General features: G+C 60.7%; 21 protein-coding genes. 3 read left to right on the plus strand and 18 right to left on the minus strand.

All coding sequences use genetic code 11. The features are described from left to right. Positions 1-142 precede the first annotated feature (142 nt). Together RA28_RS13230 and RA28_RS13235 are read left to right on the plus strand one after the other, a co-directional pair. Positions 143-613, plus strand: a complete 471-nt coding sequence (locus tag RA28_RS13230; RefSeq protein WP_039529660.1) for a rhodanese-like domain-containing protein — start codon at positions 143-145, stop codon at positions 611-613. Then, positions 613-1,437 (plus strand): alpha/beta hydrolase family esterase, encoded by an 825-nt coding sequence (locus tag RA28_RS13235; RefSeq protein ID WP_039529662.1) that lies wholly within the window; start codon positions 613-615, stop codon positions 1,435-1,437. Before RA28_RS13230 ends, RA28_RS13235 begins: the two co-directional genes overlap by 1 nt. On the opposite strand, the gene mdoH is transcribed toward RA28_RS13235, so the two are convergent. The 13 genes from mdoH to RA28_RS13300 form a co-directional block, all read right to left on the minus strand. Then, positions 1,438-3,309: a glucans biosynthesis glucosyltransferase MdoH gene (mdoH, locus tag RA28_RS13240; protein ID WP_039529665.1), complete on the minus strand. Its 1,872-nt coding sequence runs from the start codon at positions 3,307-3,309 to the stop codon at positions 1,438-1,440. After that, entirely contained in the window at positions 3,306-4,805 is a 1,500-nt protein-coding gene (locus RA28_RS13245; protein ID WP_039531530.1) for a glucan biosynthesis protein, read from the minus strand. Before RA28_RS13245 ends, mdoH begins: the two co-directional genes overlap by 4 nt. Next, positions 4,802-6,019: an OpgC family protein gene (locus tag RA28_RS13250; RefSeq protein ID WP_039529668.1), complete on the minus strand. Its 1,218-nt coding sequence runs from the start codon at positions 6,017-6,019 to the stop codon at positions 4,802-4,804. The genes RA28_RS13245 and RA28_RS13250 overlap by 4 nt, the downstream gene beginning before the upstream one ends. Before the next feature lie 29 nt (positions 6,020-6,048). Then, the gene (locus RA28_RS13255) at positions 6,049-7,419 is read right to left on the minus strand and encodes a tetratricopeptide repeat protein (protein ID WP_039529671.1); all 1,371 of its coding nucleotides are present in this window, start codon (positions 7,417-7,419) and stop codon (positions 6,049-6,051) included. A 180-nt stretch (positions 7,420-7,599) separates the two neighbouring features. Further along, the gene (locus RA28_RS13260; RefSeq protein WP_039531533.1) at positions 7,600-8,784 is read right to left on the minus strand and encodes a CaiB/BaiF CoA transferase family protein; all 1,185 of its coding nucleotides are present in this window, start codon (positions 8,782-8,784) and stop codon (positions 7,600-7,602) included. Next, entirely contained in the window at positions 8,771-10,390 is a 1,620-nt protein-coding gene (locus RA28_RS13265; RefSeq protein WP_039529674.1) for a thiamine pyrophosphate-binding protein, read from the minus strand. Before RA28_RS13265 ends, RA28_RS13260 begins: the two co-directional genes overlap by 14 nt. 79 nt (positions 10,391-10,469) lie before the next feature. Next, complete coding sequence (locus RA28_RS13270; protein ID WP_039529678.1) at positions 10,470-10,934, minus strand: DUF302 domain-containing protein; 465 nt, start codon at positions 10,932-10,934, stop codon at positions 10,470-10,472. Between the two features lie 86 nt (positions 10,935-11,020). Beyond that, complete coding sequence (gene cobF / locus RA28_RS13275) at positions 11,021-11,764, minus strand: precorrin-6A synthase (deacetylating) (RefSeq protein WP_039529682.1); 744 nt, start codon at positions 11,762-11,764, stop codon at positions 11,021-11,023. Next, positions 11,757-12,485 (minus strand): uroporphyrinogen-III C-methyltransferase, encoded by a 729-nt coding sequence (gene cobA, locus RA28_RS13280; RefSeq protein ID WP_039529684.1) that lies wholly within the window; start codon positions 12,483-12,485, stop codon positions 11,757-11,759. Before cobA ends, cobF begins: the two co-directional genes overlap by 8 nt. Continuing rightward, a complete protein-coding gene (locus RA28_RS13285) occupies positions 12,482-13,804 on the minus strand; it encodes a cobyrinate a,c-diamide synthase (protein ID WP_039529686.1) in 1,323 nt (440 codons plus the stop codon). Before RA28_RS13285 ends, cobA begins: the two co-directional genes overlap by 4 nt. Then, positions 13,791-14,585, minus strand: coding sequence for a precorrin-4 C(11)-methyltransferase (cobM, locus tag RA28_RS13290; RefSeq protein ID WP_039529688.1), 795 nt, complete (start codon positions 14,583-14,585; stop codon positions 13,791-13,793). The genes RA28_RS13285 and cobM overlap by 14 nt, the downstream gene beginning before the upstream one ends. Beyond that, entirely contained in the window at positions 14,582-14,950 is a 369-nt protein-coding gene (locus RA28_RS13295) for a cobalamin biosynthesis protein (protein ID WP_039529691.1), read from the minus strand. Before RA28_RS13295 ends, cobM begins: the two co-directional genes overlap by 4 nt. After that, on the minus strand, positions 14,947-16,146 hold the full coding sequence (locus tag RA28_RS13300; RefSeq protein WP_039529695.1) for a bifunctional cobalt-precorrin-7 (C(5))-methyltransferase/cobalt-precorrin-6B (C(15))-methyltransferase: 1,200 nt from the start codon (positions 16,144-16,146) through the stop codon (positions 14,947-14,949). The genes RA28_RS13295 and RA28_RS13300 overlap by 4 nt, the downstream gene beginning before the upstream one ends. Between RA28_RS13300 and RA28_RS13305 the strand changes: the two genes are divergently transcribed. Further along, positions 16,145-16,876 (plus strand): cobalt-precorrin-6A reductase, encoded by a 732-nt coding sequence (locus tag RA28_RS13305; protein WP_039529698.1) that lies wholly within the window; start codon positions 16,145-16,147, stop codon positions 16,874-16,876. The two genes, RA28_RS13300 and RA28_RS13305, sit on opposite strands and share 2 nt — an antisense overlap. On the opposite strand, the gene cobJ is transcribed toward RA28_RS13305, so the two are convergent. From cobJ to cobN, 5 genes are read right to left on the minus strand one after another with little or no spacing between them, the layout of a single operon-like run. Further along, entirely contained in the window at positions 16,867-17,631 is a 765-nt protein-coding gene (gene cobJ / locus RA28_RS13310; protein ID WP_039529700.1) for a precorrin-3B C(17)-methyltransferase, read from the minus strand. The genes RA28_RS13305 and cobJ overlap by 10 nt on opposite strands. Beyond that, positions 17,628-18,356 (minus strand): precorrin-2 C(20)-methyltransferase, encoded by a 729-nt coding sequence (locus tag RA28_RS13315; protein WP_039529703.1) that lies wholly within the window; start codon positions 18,354-18,356, stop codon positions 17,628-17,630. Before RA28_RS13315 ends, cobJ begins: the two co-directional genes overlap by 4 nt. Next, on the minus strand, positions 18,353-18,982 hold the full coding sequence (locus RA28_RS13320) for a precorrin-8X methylmutase (protein WP_039529706.1): 630 nt from the start codon (positions 18,980-18,982) through the stop codon (positions 18,353-18,355). Before RA28_RS13320 ends, RA28_RS13315 begins: the two co-directional genes overlap by 4 nt. Beyond that, positions 18,982-20,109, minus strand: coding sequence for a precorrin-3B synthase (gene cobG / locus RA28_RS13325; RefSeq protein WP_039529709.1), 1,128 nt, complete (start codon positions 20,107-20,109; stop codon positions 18,982-18,984). The genes RA28_RS13320 and cobG overlap by 1 nt, the downstream gene beginning before the upstream one ends. Continuing rightward, a complete protein-coding gene (cobN, locus tag RA28_RS13330; protein ID WP_039529711.1) occupies positions 20,106-23,399 on the minus strand; it encodes a cobaltochelatase subunit CobN in 3,294 nt (1,097 codons plus the stop codon). The genes cobG and cobN overlap by 4 nt, the downstream gene beginning before the upstream one ends. Positions 23,400-23,402 lie beyond the last annotated feature (3 nt).

A 23,402-nucleotide genomic window follows, 5' to 3' on the forward strand; every position in this document is an offset into this window, starting at 1 on the left:
TTCACACTGTTCTAAGGCGATGTTGCCGCGTCAATTTGCCCATTTTCTGTTGACGGGAACTTGATCCCGATCCCGCAATTCCAGCGCGGAATTCTGACGCAGGGTGTGTTAGAAGGCCTTTGCATTAGCAGGAGTCAGAGACTTGGCGCAGTTTGCAATTAAGTCACGACGCTCGGTTATCTTGGGCGCGGGCGCAGCGATCGCGGCTGGCTTTGCCATTCGTGAATACCGCCTTATCCCGCAGGACTACGCGGGCGGGCAGATCGACGTGGCGCAGGCGCATGAGCAGGCGGTGTCAGGCGACATTCTGCTTGTAGACATCCGAACACCGAAAGAGTGGCAGACCACTGGCATCGGCGAAGGAGCCGTCCCGCTGGATATGCGGCGCGAGGATTTCGCGCAGGCCCTGTCGGATCTCGTGTCGGGTGATCGTGACCAGCCGATTGCGCTGATTTGTGCGCGCGGTGTCCGCTCGGCCCGGCTGAGTAATCGGTTGACCGAGGCGGGATTCGCGCAAATCATCGACGTGCCGGAAGGCATGTTGGGGTCGGCCGCAGGCCCGGGTTGGGTGCGCGCCGGTTTGCCGGTCCGAAATTACGAGGGAAACGCATAATGACTTTGAAACCCTGGCTGGCAGCTTGCTTTGCCCTCACCGCAAATGCAGCTTTTGCTGCCTGCGGACCGCAAGAGGGGACCTGCGAAACGCCGATGGGCAGCTATCACATCGAATTGCCCGACGCCGAAAATCCCCCGCTTTTGGTGTTTTTGCATGGCTACGGCGGCAGCGGTTCCGGGACAATGAATAACCGACGACTTGTCGATCCCATGCTTGAACGGGGGTATGCGGTCATGGCCCCCGAAGGGCTTGAAAGACCGGACAGGGGTGGCACCAAAAGCTGGAATTTCTACCCCGGTTTTGGCGAGCGTGATGAAACAGCTTTTTTGACCGAGGTTGTTCAAGATGCCGCGGACCGATTTGGAATAGACCCAGGCAGGGTCATGCTGGGCGGATTTTCAGCCGGGGCATTCATGGTCTACTATCTGGCATGTGATGCGCCAGATACCTTTTCGGCCTATGTGCCAGTGTCCGGTGGGTTCTGGCGTCCGCACCCGGAGGCGTGTGACGGCCCGATCCGAATGTTCCATACCCATGGCTGGACCGACAACGTTGTCCCGCTTGAGGGGCGGCTTCTTGGCGGTGGGCGTTACCAGCAGGGCGATATCTATGCGGGGCTGGAGATCTGGCGCGAGGCCAACGGCTGTGTCGATCACAAACCCGCAGGTTTCAGTACGACCGGTGATTTCATGCGGCGCCGCTGGACCACCTGCGCCGATGGCAGCGCGCTGGAATTTGCGCTGTTTCCCGACGGACATACGGTGCCAGGCGGTTGGGCTGATATGATCGTCGACTGGTACGAGGGGTTGCCCGGCAGTTGATCACTCTGCCGGCGTCATCGTTCCCTTGCCTTCAACCAGCCGCTTCAGCTCGTTCCGATAATAGCGCGCCGACCGCGTAATTGCCGGTTCCGCAAAATCCTCGCGCATTCCCACCATCCGTCGTGCAGTACCGGCAGAAACACCGCTGAGCGCGGACAAAGGAATGGCCAGAGCGAGGCTGATCGCAATGGGTGCCAGCCAAACGGAGACCAGCCCGGCAAGGATTCCAATTGTCAGGGCAAGCCCGCTAATGGTTTCCAGCGTGTGACACCAGACGAGTGTACGTAACCCGTAGGTGCCGCCATCGCGCGCTTGTGGGGACCAGCCGGTCTGAATTCCAAAGGCCGTTCGGAACACGGCGATCATTTGTTGCACCATCAGGATCGGGGCGTAAAGGATCGACAAAATAACCTCGGCCAGAAACGAGGTCAAAAACCGGCGCCCACTGCCAAACTCGGAATATCGGACACCGCTGAGCGGCAAAGCCAGAACACCGAGAACCTTCGGGGCCAACAGCATCGCGTACATGACCAGAATGATCAGCACATGACGGGTTTCCGACATTTCCGGCCACTGCGGAAACATGGGGTTGTCCGGGCTGAAATAATGCAGAACCGACGCGTCCTTGCCCTGACCGATAAGGGCCCACATCACCAGCAAGGCAAACCAAAGCGGCGACATCAAATAGCCGACCGCCCCATGGAACATGTGAAACCGCGACACGGCCCGAAACCCGGACGACCCCAGCAGTTTCAGGTGCTGCAGATTGCCCTGGCACCACCGACGGTCGCGCAATGCGTGATCAATAAGCGTTGGTGGCGTTTCTTCATACGAGCCGCGAATGCGCGGCAGGAACCTAACGCCCCATCCTGCGCGGCGCAAAAGCCCCGCTTCGACAAAATCGTGGCTCATGATCAGTTTGTCCTGACCATTGAACGAACGCAGCTTTGGCAGGCCGGCACAGTTGGCAAAGGCACCGGTTCGGATGATTGCGTTGTGGCCCCAATAATTGCCTTCTTGCCCGCACCAACGCGCCAATCCTTCGGCAAAGGCGATGCCATAGACGCCGTTGGCAAACTGCTGCATACGGGCAAACACCGATTGCGCACCGATCAATTGCGGATAGCTCTGGATCAGGCCAGCGCCCGGATCGCGTGCCAGCGAATCCGTCAGACGCAGAATGGCACGTCCTGTCATCAGGCTGTCGGCGTCCAGAACCAGCATCGCATCCCAATCCGCGCCCCAACGGCTGACCCAATCGGCGATATTGCCCACTTTGCGGTCAGTGTTTTCCGCGCGGCGCCGATAAAACAACTCAAGACCGGGGGCGAGCGTGGTGCGCAATGCCTCGATACTGGCCTGTTCCTGTGCAGCGATTTCGGGATCGCGGGTATCTGACAGGATGAACATGGCATAGTGATGCTGGCCGCCGCGAGCACGCAGATCTTCCAGCATGGTGCGGGCATTGCCCAGCACGTTCCAGGGGACCTCATTGTAGACAGGCATCAGCAACGCAACGCGCAGGGGCTGGGCGCGGCTTTGACGTTTGGGCGGTTCCTGCCGTGACAACGACACCATGCCCAGAAGAACGGTGCAGACCGTGAACGAAATCCAGAAGAAATTGAACGAGATCAGCGCCAGCAGTATGCCCTCGATCAGGTTTATACCTTCGGCACCAAACCAGTCGCTCATGACCCAAACAAGGCCCAGAGTCGCGGCCATTGCCGGGGAAAAGGCGAGTGCGCGCCAAAAGCCGGCAGATCGGCGCGCAGGGCCCGATGGCACCTGCGCATCGCGGAATCCGGCGCTGAAATCCTGCGCGGGCATCGCCAATGGCGCCTCTGGCGGCATGATATGCAGGTCGCGACTCATGTGGTCCAACGATAAAGCCAGACTTCTGACGCGGGTTGCTTGCCAACCAGCAACTGTGCGCGCAGTTCGACGTGATCGCGGTCGCCGGGTTCAAACGAAAACGCAAGCCTCACGCCGCCCGTATCAGGGTTGCGTTGCAACACACCATCGGATGTTTCGGCATGCGGTGAGTTGGCAAAGATTGTCACTGCGTCTAGGTCGTCGAACAGATCGCTGTCTTCAAAATCAATCACGGCCAAACGGCCTTCGCCAAACGTGTTCTCGCCCATTGCAGTGTTGATGACACGGGGCATCGGCGTGCGTTGGGGTTCTTCTCCCCAGATCAGGCGGTATGACAGATCAACCTGACTGCCCGCAGCATAGGCTTCGGCGGGACGCCAGTACGCGACGATGTTGTCATAGATTTCCTGATCGGCGGGAATTTCGACAAGCGTGACTGACCCTTTGCCCCAGTCCCCGTTCGGTTCTACCCAAAGGCTTGGGCGTTTGTGGTAATTGGCCTCAAGGTCGGCATAGTCCGAAAACTCGCGTTTGCGCTGCATCAGACCAAAGCCTTGCGGGGCCGTGTCCACGAAGGATGAAATCTGCAACCGGGTCGGGTTGGCCAATGGCCGCCACAGGACCTCTCCTGCTCCATTTCGGACCAACAGCCCGTCGCTGTCGTGAACAGCAGGGCGGAAATCATCGAACCGGCTGTGATTGGTCTGATCGAACAGGAACATCGACGTCCCCGGTGCGATGCCGACATGGGGCAGGTCTTCGCGTGGGAACAGCGTGGCCTCGACATCCATCACACAATCCGCGCCTGCGGTCACGTTGAAACGATAGGCGCCCGTCACGCTGGGGCTGTCCATGAGGGCGTGGACGACCATCGTGCGTTGCCCGGGTTCCGGGCGCTCGAGCCAAAAGCGGATGAATTCAGGAAATTCCTCGCCCTCCGGGTCACCGGTTTTCAAGGCCAGACCGCGCGCAGAGAGACCATATACCTCGTGCAGGCCGATGGCGCGGAAATAGCTGGCCCCTTGCCACACACAAAACTCGTCGGTTTTGCCGGGGCGATGCATCTCGGTGCGTAAACGCAACCCGGAGAAACCAAGCGTGTCGTCGATGGGCAGTTGCGGCACATCCTCGGACTTGTCGAACATGGCAAGATCGAATGCGACCGGTGTGGTCATGCCGTTTTCGACCGTGGACACTTTGACCGTGCGCGGGAAATACAAGCCGGGTGTGAAAAAGTCGACGTTGAAGGGCGTCTCGGTCTCATACCACAAGGCGCGGTCCAGCCGGAACCGGATCGAACGGTACTGCTGGTAGGTCAGATCCTGCCACTCTTGCGGAACCATTTCGCGTTCTTCGTAAGGGCGGCTGGCCAGATCGCGGGCCAATTCGATCACGTCATTGCGATGAAACGGGGTGTCTCCGCCTGTCGCAAAGGCGGCTGGGGCAAGAGCCAGGGCCGTGGTAGAGGCCAAAAATGCGCGCCGTGTAAAGTTCATTTCTTCGACTTCCAGGGTTGTGACTTGAACCACGCGGCCAGATAGGCCACGCCGATGATCATGGCAAAGCCAATCATGTTGGCGACGAAAACAGTGGCAACATCCCGCCCACTCAGGTCCAGACCGACGCCGATAAGTCGCGCTGCTGCCATGGAAAACACGAACACCGCCAGCGATTGTTGGCCGACTTTGGTGATAACGGTCAGCAGGAATTGCCAGACCTTTGCACCAATGCTCTGACCGGTCGCGATCAGGCGGTGGCCGTGTTCCCCGGCGACAACCCATCCCAAGTAGGCAAGTGACAGGAAGTGCAGGTAGCGGAACAGTCCAAAGTCGGTTTTGTCGCGAAACTCTTTTGTGATCGGCCAGACCTTGCGGATTTCATCAGCCAGATCGGGGGTGGCCGCGTTGATCCAGGTAAACACTTTCCACGAGCCAAAGGGCATCGAGAAAACGAGGAACAGCGCAGCCGCCCAGATCAGTGTCTTTGAAACCGGCGGCGCGGGGATCCAGCCGCGCATGAAGGCAAAACCGGTGAAGAACAGCAATTGCCAGCCAAAGGGGTTGAAGAACCATTGACGATCCGACCAAGGCTCGGCCGGCAGGGCCAGAACACCTGTCTGAGCGACCAGCCAGATCGCGACGGATGTCACGGCAACAGCCCAGAATCCGATCCGGTGAAGGCCCATGAACAGCGGCATCATTGCCAAAACCACAAGGTACATCGGCAAGATATCGAAGTAGTTCGGCACGTATGTCAGCGTGAACAGACCGACGATTTGCGACGCTGGGTCATTGAAGAAATGTTGCAGGTTCAGGGACGAGATGTAAGTTTTTTCGAATAGCCCCGACTGGTCCAACGCCGCCATCGACATAGCCACAAAAAAGAACAGGCAGATATGAGCCCAATAGACCTGCCAGATGCGAAAAGCCACGCGGGCCGTACCCATCCACCATCCCTTTCGGGCGAAAGCGCCGCCAAATGCGATGGCCGAGGCCATGCCCGAACAAAAAACGAATATCTCGGTGGCGTCCGAAAAGCCAAAGCGCGCCGGAATCCATTTGGCCCAGGGATCGTTTGGAATATGGGCAATCAGGATGATGAACATCGCGATACCGCGATAAAAGTCCAAACGCGGGTCGCGCGTGCGGGCAGGGGCGGCCGTCGAGGCCGCCACGGGCGCAAAATCAGAAGCGGGCGATAAAGTCGCCATACGTATTCTGTCCTTCTTTCGTCTTTTTGTTATTCAGCCGGGACGCTTTGTGCGTCTCCGTTGTCGCGAGCCGCGTCGATCAATGCGCGGCGCGCCAGTGCGTAATTGTCCTCGCCCCCGGCGCGTTTTGCCCGACGGTCGTCCAGAATGCGCTCGACAGCATCCAGACGGCCCGCGCGCAGGCCGGAATCGATGGTGATGCGCTCGAAAACATCACGTTGGGCGTGACTGCCCCCAGCAAGCTGCATACCATCACGCGCCGTCGACAAAAAGTCGAAGGCTGCGCCATAAAGCCCGTCGCCAAAGGCTTCCAACCCTTTGGCGGCGGCGACGCCCGGGTCGGACATGCGCATCGGGGTGTCACCCTGGTTGCGCTGAGCATCCTTCTGAATACGCTTCAATATCTGCCCGGTCGCATCGGCGCGGTTGTCGCCGGTGAGCGCAAGAAGGTAGTGGAGATCGGCAAAGATCAGGCAGCCATCCTCGGTCCGGTTGGCACTGAGATCGGCAAGCTCTTCCCAGCGGTCTCCGACATTCACACCTTCAAGTTCAAGCCGGGACAGCAACGAAGTCGCGTTCGATATGTCACGGTAATCGTCTGTTTTGTCCTTGCGGATATGGTCGTCATAAAGCGCCATTACCTGATCGACCTGGCCCAGATCCAGATGCATCAGCGCCTTGTGCCACCAGACGTGATAGCGAAAGTTATTGCAATGGGACCAGGCATCTTCGCGCCCGGCCAGCCACTCGAGGCCCAACTGCGCATTGCCGGTCATTTCGTGCACATGTGCGACAGCATGCAGGCCCCAGGCATCGTCTGATACCATCCACAACGCCTGCCGACCGGCAATTTCGGCCTTCTCATAGGCTCCGGTTTCTTCCAGCGCGAAAGAGTGACAGCCCAGCAGGTATCCGCGCCCAGCATGGTCCGGTGCATAAGACGGCAAAACACGCTCAATCGAGCGGCGCATTCCCTCGGCGTCACCCAGTACAAATCGCGTTGCGTGGCTGAGTTTCATTGCCAGACTGTCTTCGGGATGCGCCCGCAGAATCTCCTCGAATTTTTGCACCGCCTGAGAAGGCAGGTCCGAAAGATAAAGCTCCAGTGCTTCGACATAGAGCTTTTCCCGTGGTGTGACCGGTTGCCGATCCATGGATGTCTTTGCCGCGGCAAGCGCGTCAACCGCCACGGCGATCATCTCGCGCCGTCCCAGAAGCACCATGAACAATCCCTTGACGGCGTGACCCAGGGCAAAGTCAGGCTCAAGCTCCAGCACCTTTCCCAGATGCTGAGGTGTTACAGCTGCGTGCGCCATGAACCCAAGCAGAACACCGTCCCATGCATCGACACTTGCCGGCTGGGTCAGGGTGTTCATCTGTCCGAAAACGTCTTGTTTCATTATTGGGTCCAATCCGATTGCGATTTTTGACACTGTTCGATGTAACAGAGTGTGCAACCGCGTCGTAACAGTATCGACCCTGCTCTCGAATTGGTGAAAACCTGTGTGCTCAAAAAATGAAAAAAATCGCCGATTCAACAGGATGTTTCAGCAACTTGCCGCCTAAATGGGCAAAGTGTTTCAAACTTCGAACGGGTTTTCCGCGCTCAGGACCGCTTCGGTATCGGCACCGCAAACCGGTGGCGCACTGCGGTAGGTAACTGGTGTGCGGGACAGGTTGAGCGGATTGCCGATCAATTCAACCGATCCGGGCTCGGCCTGCATTGTGATCTGCATCTGACGCGCAGCGACCTGTTTGCTGGCAAAGACCTCATCTACAGATTGCACCGGTCCGACTGGCACTTTTCGCGCTTCTAACCCGGAAATAACCGTCTTGGTATCCAGCGCCTGAAGTGCCGGGCGCAGGACCGCATTCAGGGCATCGCGGTTTGCGATGCGGGACGGGTTTTTCGCAAAGCGGGGGTCGTCTGCCAATTCCGGTTTTTCGATAAAGTCGCAAAAGCGGCGGAACTGTCCGTCATTGCCGACCGCCAAAATGACGTGCCCGTCGACGGTCTGGTAAACCTCATAGGGTACAATATTCGGGTGCCCGTTTCCGCGCCGCTGCGGGACAGTGCCAGATGTCAGATAGTTGACACCCTCGTTGATCAGCCAGGCAACCTGGGTGTCGACCAACGCAAGATCGATCTGCTGGCCTTCGCCGGTCAGGTCGCGGTGACGCAAGGCTGCCAGAATACCGACGCTGGCGTACATGCCGCACATCACATCAGCGATGCCGACGCCGACCTTCATCGGCATACCGTCGGGATCACCGGTCAAAGACATGATACCGCCATACCCCTGCGCCATAAGATCGTAACCGGGTTTCGACGCGTTGGGGCCGGTTTGGCCATAGCCCGAGATCGAACAGTAGACAAGGCCCGGAAAGTCCTGCGACAGCGAAGGGTAATCCAGCCCGTACTTGGCCAGGCCCCCTGGCTTGAAGTTTTCGATCAATATGTCGGCATGGGCCGCAAGTCGTCGAACCTCGGCTTGTCCTTCGGGTGTTGCGATATCCAGCGCCACCGACTTCTTGTTCCTGTTCGATGACATGAAATACGCGCTGAGGTCGGATTGATTGCCGTCTGCATCCTCAACGTAAGGGGGGGCCCATTGCCGCGTATCGTCCCCGCCCGTTGCGGGGTTTTCGATCTTGATCACGCTGGCCCCAAGATCGCCCAGCAACTGGGTGCAGGTTGGCCCAGCCAGAATCCGGCTGAGATCAAGGACCTTGACGCCCTTGAGTGGTCCTTCAGATACGGCCATCATACCCCCCGCGGTCAATTTCTGCAGCGATGACTGTGAATTTGTCCGCTTTTACAGCATCTTCCAACGCAGCGCGCAACTCTTCCCTGTTGCGCACGGTGCGACCATAACCGCCAAATGCGCGGCCCATCGCCGCAAAGTCGTGATGGCCGAAATCGACGCCGCGATTGCCCATTTGCCTTTGGCGCTGCTTCAATTCAATCAAAGCAAGGCTGGCGTCGACGAATACCAGAAAGATGGGATTGCCACCCATCTCGGCGGCGGTCGACAACTCGCCAGCGACCATCAGGAAACCGGCATCGCCCGAGAAACTTATGACCGGGCGATCCGGTTCGACCAGTTTCAGTCCAATGGCCATCGGTACGGCACAACCCATCGTGCACAGAGCCGAAGACTGGATCAGGCCGCGTTCCTCGGCGCATTCCCACATCTGGCTCAGCAGAATACGGTGTGCGCCGCTATCCGCAGTGGCCAGTGTTTCGGGCGGAAGGACTGCGCGGCTTTCCGCGATGACGGCGGCAGGCCCCCATTCCTCATTTGTCGGAAAGGCCTTAGCCAACGCTGCTTTTACCGCCTGAGGTTCTTTTGCCGGCCAGGTCGCGCGGGCCGGGTTGCCCTTGGCGATGGCTTCCAATGTCGCGGCTGTATCGGCGACAAGGTTCAGCCCGGCCTGATGCATGTAGTGGTCGTTGACCACGGCCGAAATATCGATGACGCGCTTTTTCTCCGGGTCCCAGACCTCGCGCCAGCCGGGGCGCATTTCGATCGGATCGTAACCCAGACAGAGCACAAGGTCAGCCTGCTCGACCAGCGGCAAAAGATGCGTGTCGGCAAGCGGCGACAAACCCGCGCCGCCCAAACACAGCGGATGATCCTCGGGCACGACACCTTTGGCCTTGTAGGTGGTCACGAAGGGGATGCCAAAATGTTCCAGAAAGGCGCGAACGACGCAGCGCGAGTCGTCGTACATAACGTCGAGCCCGATGATCGCCAGTGGCCTTTCCGCTTCGGCGACCCAACGGCGGGCGATTTCCAGGCTTTCGCCCAACGGCGCAACCGGCGGGACTTTTGCCAATCGGCGGCGTTTCACATCCGGGACGCGGGTATCCGCCACAGAGATGGGCACGTCGATATGCACCGGGCCGGGGCGCGGTTGATTGGCCAACGACACCGCCTTGTCCGCAATCACATCCGCGCCTTGCGCCGTCAGAACGAACGTGCCTTTGGTGATGGAGTCATAGACCTTGCCGTGATCCATCACTTGATGCGTGTAGATCAGCGCCTCATCTGCATCGACACATCCGGTTATAACGATCATCGGCACCCGGTCCTGCAGGGCGTTGGCAACCACATTGATACCGTTCATCGCGCCCGGGCCGATCGTGGCCACAAGGATTGCGGGCGCGCCGTCGCGATGATGAACAGCCTCGGCCATGAAACCGGCAGAGTTTTCGTGCTTGGTCAGATGAAAGGTGATCCCTGCCTGCTCCAGCGCGTCCACCAGCGTCAAAACCTCGCCACCGGGCATTCCAAATGCGTGACGGCACCCGGCCTCGTACAAACGCTGGGCCAGAAGATCCGCGGCGCGGGGCGCAAGGTCTTGCATATGTCATGCTCCGATTTGTTCCTTCCGCAGCAGATTGCGGAGCGCGGCCCCAGACGCAAGACGGATCACGTCAGTGTGACTATTTGACTGCGTTTTCCGCAATGGACTGGAACCTTCCGTCCAGTTCATCGGCAATGTTGCGCAATTCGTCACCGCCGTCATCTGCGTAAGGCTCGAAGACAAAGCTGGGTGTCTTGTAGGACAGGGTCGCCGTTCCATTGGCGTTTTCCGTCACGTAGAAACGGACCGGTGCTTCGATCATGGCGGCGGTCGACGTTTGCAGAACACGGACGGCATAATCGTTGTTGAATGCCCCAATCACCCTGTTGCCGGGAATTGTGATGCCTCGCGAAGCGGCGGCTTTTGTCGGTCCGGCCTGTGTCACCACGATCAAGCCGCCTTCCTTGATCGCGGCCACCGTATCTGACACCAAGTCTGTATAGGTTTTGTCCGTTGGAAAGACTTCCCAGCCAGTTCGCGGCTGCAGGTCTTCCGCGAAAGCTGGCGCCGCCAGAAATGCTAGAGTGACCAGTTTGAGCTTCATGGCGTTGCCTCCTGACTTTGGTGGGGCTTGATGCCAGATTTCCGGGTTTCCCGCAGTCACATTGTCGTGCGCGTGGACCTGCGGCTTTATGGTTCGAGCTTTTCCAGAAGGTAGATATCCATGATCCAGCCATGATCAGCCCGCGCCTTGGACCGCGTGGTCAGGATTTCATCCGAAACCTCGGCAAGTGGACCACGGATAAGGACTTCCTCATTCATCCCGACATAGGCACCCCACCAAATAAAGTAGTCCGCCATTTCCAGGTTCTGGAAAGAGCATTCGCCGTCCAGCATCACGGCCACTTTTGTGGCTGCTGCGGGCCAACCTTCGTCGCGAATGCGTCTGCCGGTCGTTACAACGAAGGGAGCGCCGATATCGTTTATTGGGATTGCGTGCGCTGCCGTCAGGGCTTGCAACGCTGTAATGCCAGGAATGACGCGCGTTACAGGGCGCGGGTTCAGACGTGCCGCAATGCGCAACGCGCTGTCATAAAGCGACGGGTCACCCCAAATCAGCAATGCAATTTTTCGCGCACCCGCGTGTGTTGCGATTGCGGTTTGCCATCGTTCGGCAATGGCATCATGCCACTCGTCAACACCGCGCAGGTATCCGTCATCCGCGCGCCGCTTGGGGATGTCAAAATAAGCAATTTCAGGTGCTTCTTCCACAACTCGAGAAATTATGTCCTCGCGCAATCCTGCCAGGTCGGCTTTGTTTTCACCCTTCCTTGGGATCAGGATCAAGTCGGCATCACGGATCGCTTGCGCCCCTTGCAAGGTCACGTGATCGGAGTTGCCTGTGCCGATTCCGATCAGCGTCAGCTCAAACATCTTCGAATCCTGCGAGGGGCCCGTACAGGATCAGGGCCGGAGCCTTGCCAATTTCTTTTTTCAGTGACTGCGCCATCTCACCAATCGTGGAGCGGTGCAGCGCCTGTTCCGGCGTCGAGACGGACTCGGCCAACAGCGCCGGTGTGTCCAGCGGCAGGCCGTGCGCATGCAGCGCGTCAACCAGCAGCGGGAATGTTCTTTTGCCCATGAACACCACGGTGGTTGCAAAGGGATCGGCCAGCGCGGGCAGGTTCAGGTCTTCGGGCAGCTTACCGTCAACGTCGTGGCCGGTCACGAATTGCACCCGTCGCGCGGTCAATCGTCTCGTTAGAGGGATGCCCGCTGCGGCGGCTGCGGCGACGGCTGAGGGTACACCCGGAATGATTTCATAGGCGATCCCCGCCGCGCGCAAGGCGATCAGTTCTTCCTCCAACCGCCCGAACATGCCACCGTCGCCGGATTTCAGGCGAACAACCCGCGCTCCGGTATTGGCGTAATCCACCAACAGCCGGCTGACATGGTTCTGTTTGGGCGATGGCCGACCGGCACGCTTTCCGACGCCAACCAAATCCGCATCCTCACGCGCGTGGGTCAAAATCGGACCGCTGCTGAGGTCGTCAAACAACACGGCATCAGCTTTTTGCATCCGATCGACGGCCTTGAGCGTCAAAAGCTCCGGGTCGCCGGGTCCCGAGCCGACAAACGAGACAAAACCGCTCATTCCGAGGCCTCTGCGATCAGGTGAAAGAATGTTCCGCTCACGTTGCCCCTGACCGAGCCGGTTTGCGGCCCTTCCGCGCCTTCGGCATCATACACAAGCGCGAGGGGGGCGTCAGGCTGTTCAACGATCGACGAATAGTGGAATTCGTGCCCGCGCAACGCCGCTCCGGCAGCAAATCCTGGCATCGCCTCCAGCAACTCGGCACGACGGTACCCCAGATTGAACTTGCGCTTGGCATGGGATGTCACCAGTCCCAGAAGACCGGCCATGCGATGTCGCGCGCCTTCCTTGTCGATCAGGCTTTCGCCCAGAACCATATACCCGCCACATTCTCCATGCACCGGTTTGGTCTCTGCATGTGTCCTCAAACCAGTCAAAAAGGAATTCGCCGCTGCCAGTTTGCCTGCGTGAAGCTCTGGGTAACCGCCGGGCAGCCAGACCACGTCCGCATTCGGCGCGGGGGCTTCATCAGCCAAAGGCGAAAACGGCAGGACCTCGGCGCCAGCGCTGCGCCAGCCTTCCAGCAAATGCGGATAGGTAAACGAAAACGCGGCATCCCGCGCCAGTGCGATCCGCTGGGCCGGAGGCCGCGGCAGCGCGGCTGACGATGGCCCGAGCGGGCCTGAGGAGGCCGCCCGCTTGATCGCCTCAAGATCGACGTGTTCGCGCAGAAACGCGGCGTAGCCTACGATTGCGCTTTCGAGATCCGGGTGTTCGACAGCCTGAATCAGGCCAAGATGCCGCTCGGGCAGGGTCAAGTCTCCACGGCGGGGCAGCACACCCAGAACCGGCAGGCCCGCACGCTCCATGCCCAAACGGGTCAAACGCTCATGTCGCGGGCTGGCACACCGGTTCAGGATCACTCCGGCAAAAGGCAGGTCGGGGTTATACATCTTGAATCCCAGCGCCGTTGCTGCCGCCGATTGGGCCTGACCGCCGACATCCAGCACCAGTACGACCGGCCATCCAATGCGCTGCGCGGTTTCAGCGCTCGACCCATGTCCCAGTTCGCCTGGCTTGGCGACGCCGTCAAACAAACCCATCGAGCCTTCGGCCACGACGATATCAGCCCCGTCAGCCTGTGCGGAAATCGCATTCAGCAGCGGGTCTCCCATCGCCCAGCTGTCCAGATTGAACGAGGCGCGCCCTGCGGCGGCCCGATGAAACGCCGGGTCGATGTAGTCCGGCCCGCTCTTGAAGGGCTGGACATTCAACCCATCCTCGGCCAGCGCGCGCAAGAGCCCCAGCATGACGGTGGTTTTTCCCGTGCCCGACGAAGGGGCGGAAATCAGCAGACCCGGGGGGTTAGTCATCACCATGGCTCCAGCTTGACCAAGGGCTATCGGCACTTTGTGGGCGATAGCGGCGGTCGTAATCTTTTGAATAAAGACAACTTTCGTCGAACCCTTCACCGGCCAGCGCTGGCCCGACAAGGATCAGTGCGGTGCGCGAGATGCTGTCGTCCAGCGAATCCCTCAGAGTTGCCAACGTCGCGCGGATGATCCGCTCGTCCGGCCAACTGGCGCGATAGACAACGGCAACCGGGCAATCTGCGCCATAGGCTGGCGTCAGGTCCGCGATAACCTTGTCCAGATTGCCGATCGAGAGGTGAATGGCCAGCGTCGCACCGGTGCGCGCGAAGTTCTCCAACGTCTCTCCTTCGGGCATCGAGGACGCACGCCCGGGGGTGCGGGTCAGCACAACCGATTGTGCCAGCCCCGGTAGCGTAAGCTCGGTCCCCAGCGCCGCAGCTGCGGCAGCAAACGACGGCACGCCGGGGGTGACGCTGACCGGGATACCCATCTCTTTCAGACGCCGGATTTGTTCGCCCATCGCGGACCAGACCGAAAGATCGCCGGAGTGCAGCCGCGCGATGTCGTGACCGGCCTGATGCGCGGTCTCAATCTCGGCCATGATCTGGTTCAGATCCATCGGTGCCGTGTTGATGATCTTCGCGCCTTCGGGACAGTGGCCCAAGATCTCTTCGGGAACCAGAGACCCCGCGTAAAGGCAGACGGGGCAGGAGGCGATGATATCGCGCCCGCGCAGGGTAAGCAGGTCGGCAGCACCCGGTCCGGCGCCGATGAAATGAACGGTCATGTCTGTCCTCCGATGGCAATGGCGCAGGTCGCCTGCCGGTCGTCTGAGATATATCTGGGTGAAAGCAACCGCGCGTTCGGTCCGGCAGCAGCAAGAGCGGACGCTTCGGCCACGCTGCCGGTCCCATATTTGGCCCGGCTGCGGTTCGAGCATGTCAGGGTGCGCTGCCCGGCCAGATCGGCGGGTGCGATGAAATGCAAGGGCAACGCAAGGTCTTGCGCGAAACGGGCCAAAGCTGGGCTGCCCTCCTTGTCGGCGACTGTCGCAATGGCATTGATCGCATGGCTGGTCGCCGCTGCGTGAAAGACCGCCCGCAAGCTGTCCGCCGTTGCGTTTGAGGAAAAGCCCAGCCCCGCGACGATCATAGGGTTACACTCCACTGCACCACCGGATAGGCCGATTTCCAGCCACGCCGTGGCCCAAGCGGGGCGGAATGGGCCAGTTCGATGCGCAAAAGATCACCGCCCAGCTTTTCGTGCCACGTCGCCAGCAACGCTTCGCTTTCCAGCGTCACCGAATTCGCAACAAGGCGCGTGCCCACGGGTAGGGTCTCTTGCAGCCAATTCATCAGTTCGGTGCTCAGACCGCCACCGATAAAGACGACATCTGGCAGCGGCAGACCGGACAGCGCATCCGGCGCGGTGCCATGCACGACCTGCAGACGATCCTGTCCCAGCGAATCAGCGTTGCGGCGGATACGGTCAGCGCGTTCTGCGCGCGGTTCGATCGACGTGGCCGTCAGGGAGGGATCACACATCAACCACTCGATGCTGATTGAACCCGTACCACCGCCGATATCCCAGAGATGTTCGTCCCGCTGCGGGGCCAGCGCCGAAAGGGTCAGGGCGCGGATCGGGCGCTTGGTGATCTGGCCATCGGTCTCAAATATCTCGTCCGGTTTGCCAGAGGCTTTGGGAAACGCCTTGCCCGCGCCCCTAACCTCGAGGCCGACACAAACCGGGTGCTCGAAGGATCCCAGCAAGGCCTCGGTCAGGGACATGCTGCGCGTACGTTCTCGGGGACCGCCTAGGGCTTCCATCACATGGAGTTGGGTGTCGGCAAAGCCGGTTTCGGTCAGGTAGGTGGCAAGTTCCGCCACCGCCGGTCCGTCGCGCAGCAGCACAATGGACCTCAGCCCCTCTGACAGATGCGGACGCAGCCGGGTCAGGGGGGCAGCGTGCAGGCCAAAGGTTTGCGTGTTCTCCAGTGGCCAGCCCAGACGTGCCGCGGCCAGCGAAAATGTCGATTGACCGGGCAGGGCGGTCCATTCCCCGGCTGCGAAATTGCGGGCAATAACCGATCCCGCGCCGAACCAGAACGGATCGCCCGATGCCAGCACAACAGTCGCGCGACCGCGTTGCTGCTGTAACAGCGGCAATCCGTCCGAAAAGGGCACAGGCCACTCGAACCGCTTGGCCCCATTATCGGGTATCAGCGACAGATGGCGGGGCGGACCCATGATGACCTCGGCTCGGTCCAGCACTTGACGGCTTGCAGGCGACAGGCCATCAAACCCATCTTCGCCCAATCCAAGGACCGTCAACCAAGGAGCTTCAGACATGCCCAACCTCCTGATCCTTGGGGGCACGACCGAAGCCAACGCATTGGCCCGCGCCGTGTCCGACAGAGGTATCGAGGCGGTCTATTCCTACGCCGGGCGTGTTGATTCCCCGCGCCCTCAACCACTGCCGGTCCGTGTTGGCGGGTTTGGAGGGGCCGAAGGTCTGGCTGCATACATTCGCGAAAGCCATATCACGCATGTGGTCGACGCCACCCATCCCTTCGCGGCGCAGATGAGCCGGAATGCGATCGACGCCTGTCAGTCTTCCGAAGTCCCGCTGGCGGCGCTCACGCGTGAGGCATGGACTGCGCAACAAGGTGATGCGTGGCAGCATGTGCCCGATATCACCGCTGCAGTTTCGGCCTTGTCCGGCACCCCGCGCCGTGTGTTTTTGGCCGTTGGCCGCATGCACCTGAGCGACTTCGCGGCGCAACCTCAGCACCACTATTTGCTTCGGCTGGTCGATGACCCCGAAGAACTGCCTCTGCCAAATGCCGAGGTTGTGGTGGCGCGCGGCCCCTTCACCGAAGCCGATGACCGCGCCTTGATGCAACACCATGGTACGCAGCTTGTCGTCTCGAAAAACGCCGGAGGGTCCGGTGCGCGCGCCAAGCTTGATGCGGCCCGGGCGCTGGGCCTGCCGGTACTCATGATCGATCGCCCGATCCTGCCGCCGAGGACAGAGCTTTTGAGCGTCGCGCAGGTTCTGGACTGGCTGGGTCATCCCTGATCCTCGTCAGGAGTGAACCGCGGCGTATACACAATGGGTACACCTGAGCGTTCAATCATGCGGGTGCGTGAGGAGCCAACGAGAACCACGGTCTGCATGTCCGCCATGTCGGCTGTGGCCTCATCCAGCGTCGAAATGCGGATCGCTTCATCAGCGCGTGATACGGCGCGGGCGAACAGGATCAGACGCTCGGGTTCGCACTCCTCGCGCAGGATTTCCAATGTTTTTACAAAGCCTTCGGGGCGAGACTTTGAGCGTGGATTGTAGAACGCCATCGAAAAATCGGCCTGCGCCGCAAGGCGTAGACGCTTTTCGATCAATGACCAGGGCTTGAGATTGTCGCTCAGGTTTATGGCGCAAAAGTCATGCCCCAGCGGTGCACCGGCGCGTGCCGATGCGGCCAGCATCGCGGTAATGCCCGGCAAAACGTCGACGGGGATATTGCGCCATTCCACAGGGCCATTTTCCAAGGCTTCGAACACCGCCGCCGCCATGGCGAACACGCCCGGATCGCCGGAGGAGACCACTACGACACGCTTGCCGTCCGCCGCCATTTGCAAGGCGTGCTGCGAGCGGTCAATCTCAACCCGGTTGTCGCTTGCATGCAAGGTCAGACCGGGGCGTTCGGCGATGCGGGCGACGTAGGGGATATAGCCAACGATATCAGTTGCCTCGTCCAAGGCACCCGAAACCTCGGGCGTTATCAACGCCTCGTCCCCAGGTCCCAAACCGGCGATCTTGACCCAGCCGGTCATGGGCGTCGACCTTGCCCGTGAACGATGATGATCGAAAAGTACGGGGTAATGCCGTCGCAGTTTTCGGTCAGTTTGCACACGCGTTGGTTTGGCATCTGCGCATATTCGACAATCCAGGCCCGATCATACAGGCCCGAGCTTTGCAGCGCCCGTTTCACCTTGTTGAAGTTCCGCCCGATCTTCATCACGACCAGCGCATCGGTCTGCGCCATGCGCTTTGCCAAGTCTTCCTCTGGCAGCGTTCCTGCCAGAACGGTCAGCACATCATCGCCCCAGGTGATCGGATCGCCGGTTGCAGTCCATGCCCCGGACATGCCGGTAATGGCGGGCACGACATCAACATTAACAACGTCGCGTAGTCTGTTGTAAAGATGCATGAATGATCCGTAGAAAAAGGGGTCACCTTCGCACAGAACCACAACATCCTGACCCGTTTCCGCAAGGGTTTTCAGATGCTGTGCACAGTCCTCGTAAAAGGTGGACAGCATTTGATTGTAACGCGGATCATCCAGCGGAATCTCCGTCGTCACAGGATATTCCATTGGGAACTCGACAGCACCCTCCGGCATCATCCCGTTGACAATTTGCCGAGCCTGTCCACTGCGACCATGCTTGCGGAAATAGGCCACATGGCGGGCATTCCGCAGCAACCGATCCGCCCGAACACTCATGAGGTCCGGATCGCCAGGGCCGAGGCCCACGCCATATACGGTTCCACTGCTCATTCGGCGCGGCTCGCAATGGCGTTGATGGCGGCCACCGTGATCGCACTGCCGCCCAGGCGGCCCTTGACGATACAGGACGGAACGGGCTGTGCCTCCCACAGGGCATCTTTGGATTCAACCGCGCCTACAAAGCCAACGGGGCAGCCGATGATCGCTGCTGGGCGCGGGCATTCCGGGTCTTCCAGCATATTCAGCAGGTGAAACAGCGCGGTGGGCGCATTGCCAATGGCAACGAGCGCCCCTTCAAGATGCGGACGCCAAAGCTCCAGCGCCGCTGCAGAGCGGGTGTTGCCCATCTCAGCGGCCAGAGGGCGCACGCGCTCGTCATGCAGCGTGCAGATCACGTCATTATCGGCGGGCAGGCGAAACCGGGTCACGCCTTCGCTGACCATGCGCGCATCGCACAGGATTGGTGCTCCGTTCTCCAAGGCGGTACGCGCGGACGCGACAAAACCGGTCGAAAAATGCACGAACTCTTCCAGCCCAACCATCCCGGCGGCATGGATCATGCGGACGGCGACCTGCTCCTCATCCGCGTCGAACCGGGCCAGATCAGCCTCGGACCGGATGGTGGCAAAGCTTTGTTTATAGATCGCCGCGCCATCGGTTTCGTATTCATAGGGCATCAGGTCAGGTCCATCGTCATCAGTGTTTCGGCGGTCAGCCCGCGTTGGCTGGGTTCATCCCCTGCGCGTCCGCGTTTGACAAGATCAAACTGTCCATCGCGACCAACCAAAGTGATGTCGGCGGGACTCATGCGGGCGCAGCCTTTGGAACAGCCTGAGATGTGCAGGCTGCCGGGTACACGCGCCGCCAAAGCGCGGGCGATCTCGCGGGTCTCCACCTGTGCTTGCGGGCAGAGCGGCGCTCCGGGGCAGGCGTCGGTACTCATAAGCGGATCAGTGGCATTTGTGACGAAGTCTGGGGCGGGTATCGCCGCCCCGCCTTCCAACAGGAACAGCCGCCAGGGTGTGACCCGCAGCGCCGCGGCACCGCTGCTTTTCATCAGATCATTGAGTTTTCGCGCAGGCAACTGCCCAAACGTCGCTCCGTAAACTGGGCCAAGATCGGAGGTGCCGGGTTGAAGTGGATGTCCAACGGGACCGGGCGTGCTGCCTTGCCATTCATCCGGCAAGGGATGCACTGCAACGACACGGGTCATGCGCCGGGTCTCGCTTGTAGACCTCTCGGCAAACCAAGCGGCCAACCTAATCAGGTGATCGATGGCGTCCGACTCGGCTACAAAACGACCCGTCTCGGCCCCATCAGCCCGCAGGATCAGGCCATCGATGCCGATTTCCAGCCGGATATCTGCCGAGTCCCCGGCCAGCAGGCGCTGCGGCCCGGTGTCGATTGCAAATCCGAATTTCGCGGGCAGGTCCGGTAACTCGCCCAACCGGTCGATTAATTCCTGCGCGAGCCGCGCTGTCAGATCGCCCTTGCGATAAAGCGGTGAGACCAGAATGTTGCGACGAACCTCGATGCCGGGTTCAGCATCCAGCAGGTTCGATTTCGCGAGCTCGGTCAAGAGGGGTTCATGATCCGCCTCATCTACGCCGCGCAGTTGCAGATTCGCGCGGTTGGTCAGGTCAATCGTTCCATTGCCAAACCGCTCGGCCAAACCGCACAGCCCCAAGGTCTGTTCTGCATCCAGCCGTGCCAGCCGGGGACGTACCCGAACCACCAGCCCGTCGCCGGACATCATCGGGCGGTGCGCACCGGGGCACCAACCCTGGACGACCGGGGCACTCATCCCAGCCCCTCCAGATCGGCGCGGATCGAATTCCGGCGGGTGTCCCAAAGCCCGGCCTCCAACAACGCACGGAACCGGTCCTGCATCGCCTGATAGGCGCGTGGGTTGGCTTCTTGCAGGAAGGCATCAACCTCTGCGTCGCCCAGTGTTGCATCGTGGTAGAGGTCGAACAGATGCGGCGCGACCGTGCCCGACAGATGCGCGAAGGAGGCCATGTGGTCCAGTGTTGCCGCAATCTCGGCAGCGCCGCGGAAGCCGTGCCGCTGCATTCCAGCGATCCATGCAGGGTTCGCAGCGCGGGCATGGACCACGCGGCTGATCTCTTCCGGCAGGGTTCGGGCTCGCGGTTTTTCCGGGTTTGTGTTGTCCAGATGGTATAGCTGCGCTGAACCACCTGTGATCTTCTTTGCAGCCGCAAACCCGGCCTCGTGGGTGGCATAGTCATTCGCCAGCAGCAGGTCGGTCTCGGACAGGTCTTGCAGGTGAACAAAACTGTCGGCGCTGGCGACGCGCTGGGTGATCCCGTCCTTGTCCTGAGTGATATGTTCACCCTCCAGCGCAAAAGAACTGGCTTCCAGCCACGCTTGGCCTGCCTGCGCGCGCGCCTCGTCCGTATAAGTCTCGGACAGGTGGGTCATATTCAGCCCATAGCTGCCGGGTGCCGGGCCATAGACACGTGGGGTATGTTCCTGACCAACGTAAGGATTCCAGTCTGGCGCTTCATCGCGCGCGGCCAAGGCGCGGATGGCTTGCCCGAACAGGGCTGAGAGGGTCGGGAAAACATCCCGGAAAAGACCCGAGACCCTCAGAGTGACGTCCAGGCGCGGGCGGCTGAGGTCGGTGATCGGCAGCACTTCGATCCCCGAGACCCGCTCGGACCCTTTGTCCCAGACCGGTTTGACGCCGAGCAGGTGCAATGCCATGGCGAATTCTTCGCCGGCGGTGCGCATCGTGGCGGACCCCCACAGATCGACGATCAGACCTTTGGGATAGTCGCCTTCCTCCTGCAAATGCCGCCGCACCAACTCCTCGGCCAGTTTCACCCCTTGCGCATACGCTGCGCGGGTCGGCACCGAGCGCGGATCGGTGGTGTAGAGGTTGCGCCCCGTGGGCAGCACATCTGACCGCCCACGATAGGGGGAGCCGGATGGGCCAGCCTCAATCCTCTTGCCAGCAAGCGCGTCAATCAGGGCGTTGCGTTCTGCATCGGCTGAGGGCGCAGGGTCGAAATTGCCCGTCACCTCGGGCACGCGGCCGAAGATATGCAGGCCGTCGCCAAATTGGCTTTCCTTGATGTCGCAGACAAATCGGTCGATCCGGGTGATCGCCTCAGCCGTGCAGGTGGCCTGATCGAGGCCGAGGTCGCTTTCCAACCCAATCGCTTGCGCTTCGTCCCGGATGTCTTCCTGCAGCCGATCGCGGCGCTTGGGGTCCAGACCGTCGGCGTTCGAGAACTCATCCAACATCGCCTCAAGCCGCACCATCCGGTCGGGTGTGCCGCTTTCCTTCAGGGCAGGCGGGATGTGGCCCAGCGTGACCGCTCCGATCCGGCGCTTGGCTTGAGCGGCCTCGCCGGGGTCGTTGACGATGAAGGGGTAAATCACCGGCAGATCGCGGATCAGCGCTTCGGGCCAGCAGTCCTGCGACAGTGCAACCGATTTACCCGGCAGCCATTCCAGAGTGCCATGGGCCCCGATATGGATCAGCGCGTCAGCACCCAGACCCTTGCGCAGCCACAGATAGAAGGCGACGTAGCCGTGGCGCGGGGTGCGCGACAGGTCGTGATAGTCGTCATCGCGCAACTCGGGCGTTCCGCGCTCGGGTTGCAGCGCAATCAGAGCCTTGCCACGGCGCACAGCGGTGAAATGGAACGCGCCATTTGCGAAAGCCGGGTCGCTCTCGGGTCGACCCCAGACAGTTTCGAGGTCTGCGCGGAGTTGTTCAGGCAGTTCAGCCAACGCGGCAAGGTAGTCCTGCAGTGGCCATGCAATCCGGGCATCCAGCATTGCCTCGGCAATCGGTGCTGCCGGGGCGGTATCATAACCCGCACTTTGCAAATCAGACAGCATCGCCTCGGCCGAGGCCAGCGCGTCCAGACCAACCGCATGCGCCATCTGCCAGTCTTTGCCGGGGTAGGTGGACAGCACCAGCGCGGGCAACTGATCCGCCTTGGGTGTGTCGTTCAGCCTCAGCCAGCCGGTGACCCGATCAATGACGGCCTCGATCCGTTCGGGTTCAGCCCGGTGGGCAAAGCGAGAATATTCCAGATGCGGATCACGTTTGCCCGGTTCCTTGAACGAGACGATGCCTGCTGAAACCCGTCCGTCCACTTCGGGCAGGACGACGTGCATGGCGAGGTCGGCTGGGGACAGACCCCGTTCGGCCTCTGCCCAGGCCTTGCGCCGCGATGTTGCAAGAGCGACTTGAAACACCGGCACGTTTGCTGCGTCCAGGGGCGACGTACCAGATGCGCCTTTGCCCGAGAACGAGGTTGCATTGATGATGGCCGCCGGGGCCAAGGCCACGACGGTTTCCTGCAACCAGTCTGCTGCAGCCGGGGCCTTGAGCGATGGGGCAAACAGGCCCATCGCCTCAAATCCGCGCGCGCGCAGCCTTCGGATCAATGCAGCGACCGGGGCTGTGTCAGCCGAGGTCAGATAGGCGCGGTAAAAGGTGACAAGGATGCGTTTTGCATCGCCGGTGAAGGCTGTATCTGCAGGGATCACGCCCCGATCCGGGCACCAGACGCCGCATTCGGGGATCGTCTTGGCTCCCATTACGGGGCCCGCGTAGAGACCTGCCGCCAAGGCCATCTGGGCCAGCGCCGCCTGTGCTGCGACCTCGCCGCCCGTGTCGCACAAATGCGCCAGACGTCGCAGGGTTGAGACGGGCAGGGTGGAGTAGTCATCCAGCCGTGTATCCTCGCGCCCATCTGCAGGCAGCACGGCCAAAGCGATCCCCTTGGCCTGTGCCAGCGCCAGCACCCGCTGCAACCCGTAAGACCAATACGGGACACCACCAATCAGGCGGATCAAAATGCCCTTGGCACCCTCCAAGGTTTGCTCGACATAAGTGTCGACCGACAGGGGATGTTTCAGCGCCGTCAGGTTCGCCAATCGCAAGGTTGGCATCCGTCCTTCGGGTCCGCCGCCGCGATGCCAGCCCGCCGCAAAAGCGCCGAGGTCGCTGTCCGAAAACGACAGGACCACCAAATCCGCCGGGCTCTGGCCCAGATCGGTTGGGGTCTCGGTTTCCTCGAGCCCGTGGCTTTCGCGGAAGACGACGTGCATGGG

Source organism: Ruegeria sp. ANG-S4 (genome assembly GCF_000814005.1).
GTDB lineage: Bacteria > Pseudomonadota > Alphaproteobacteria > Rhodobacterales > Rhodobacteraceae > Ruegeria.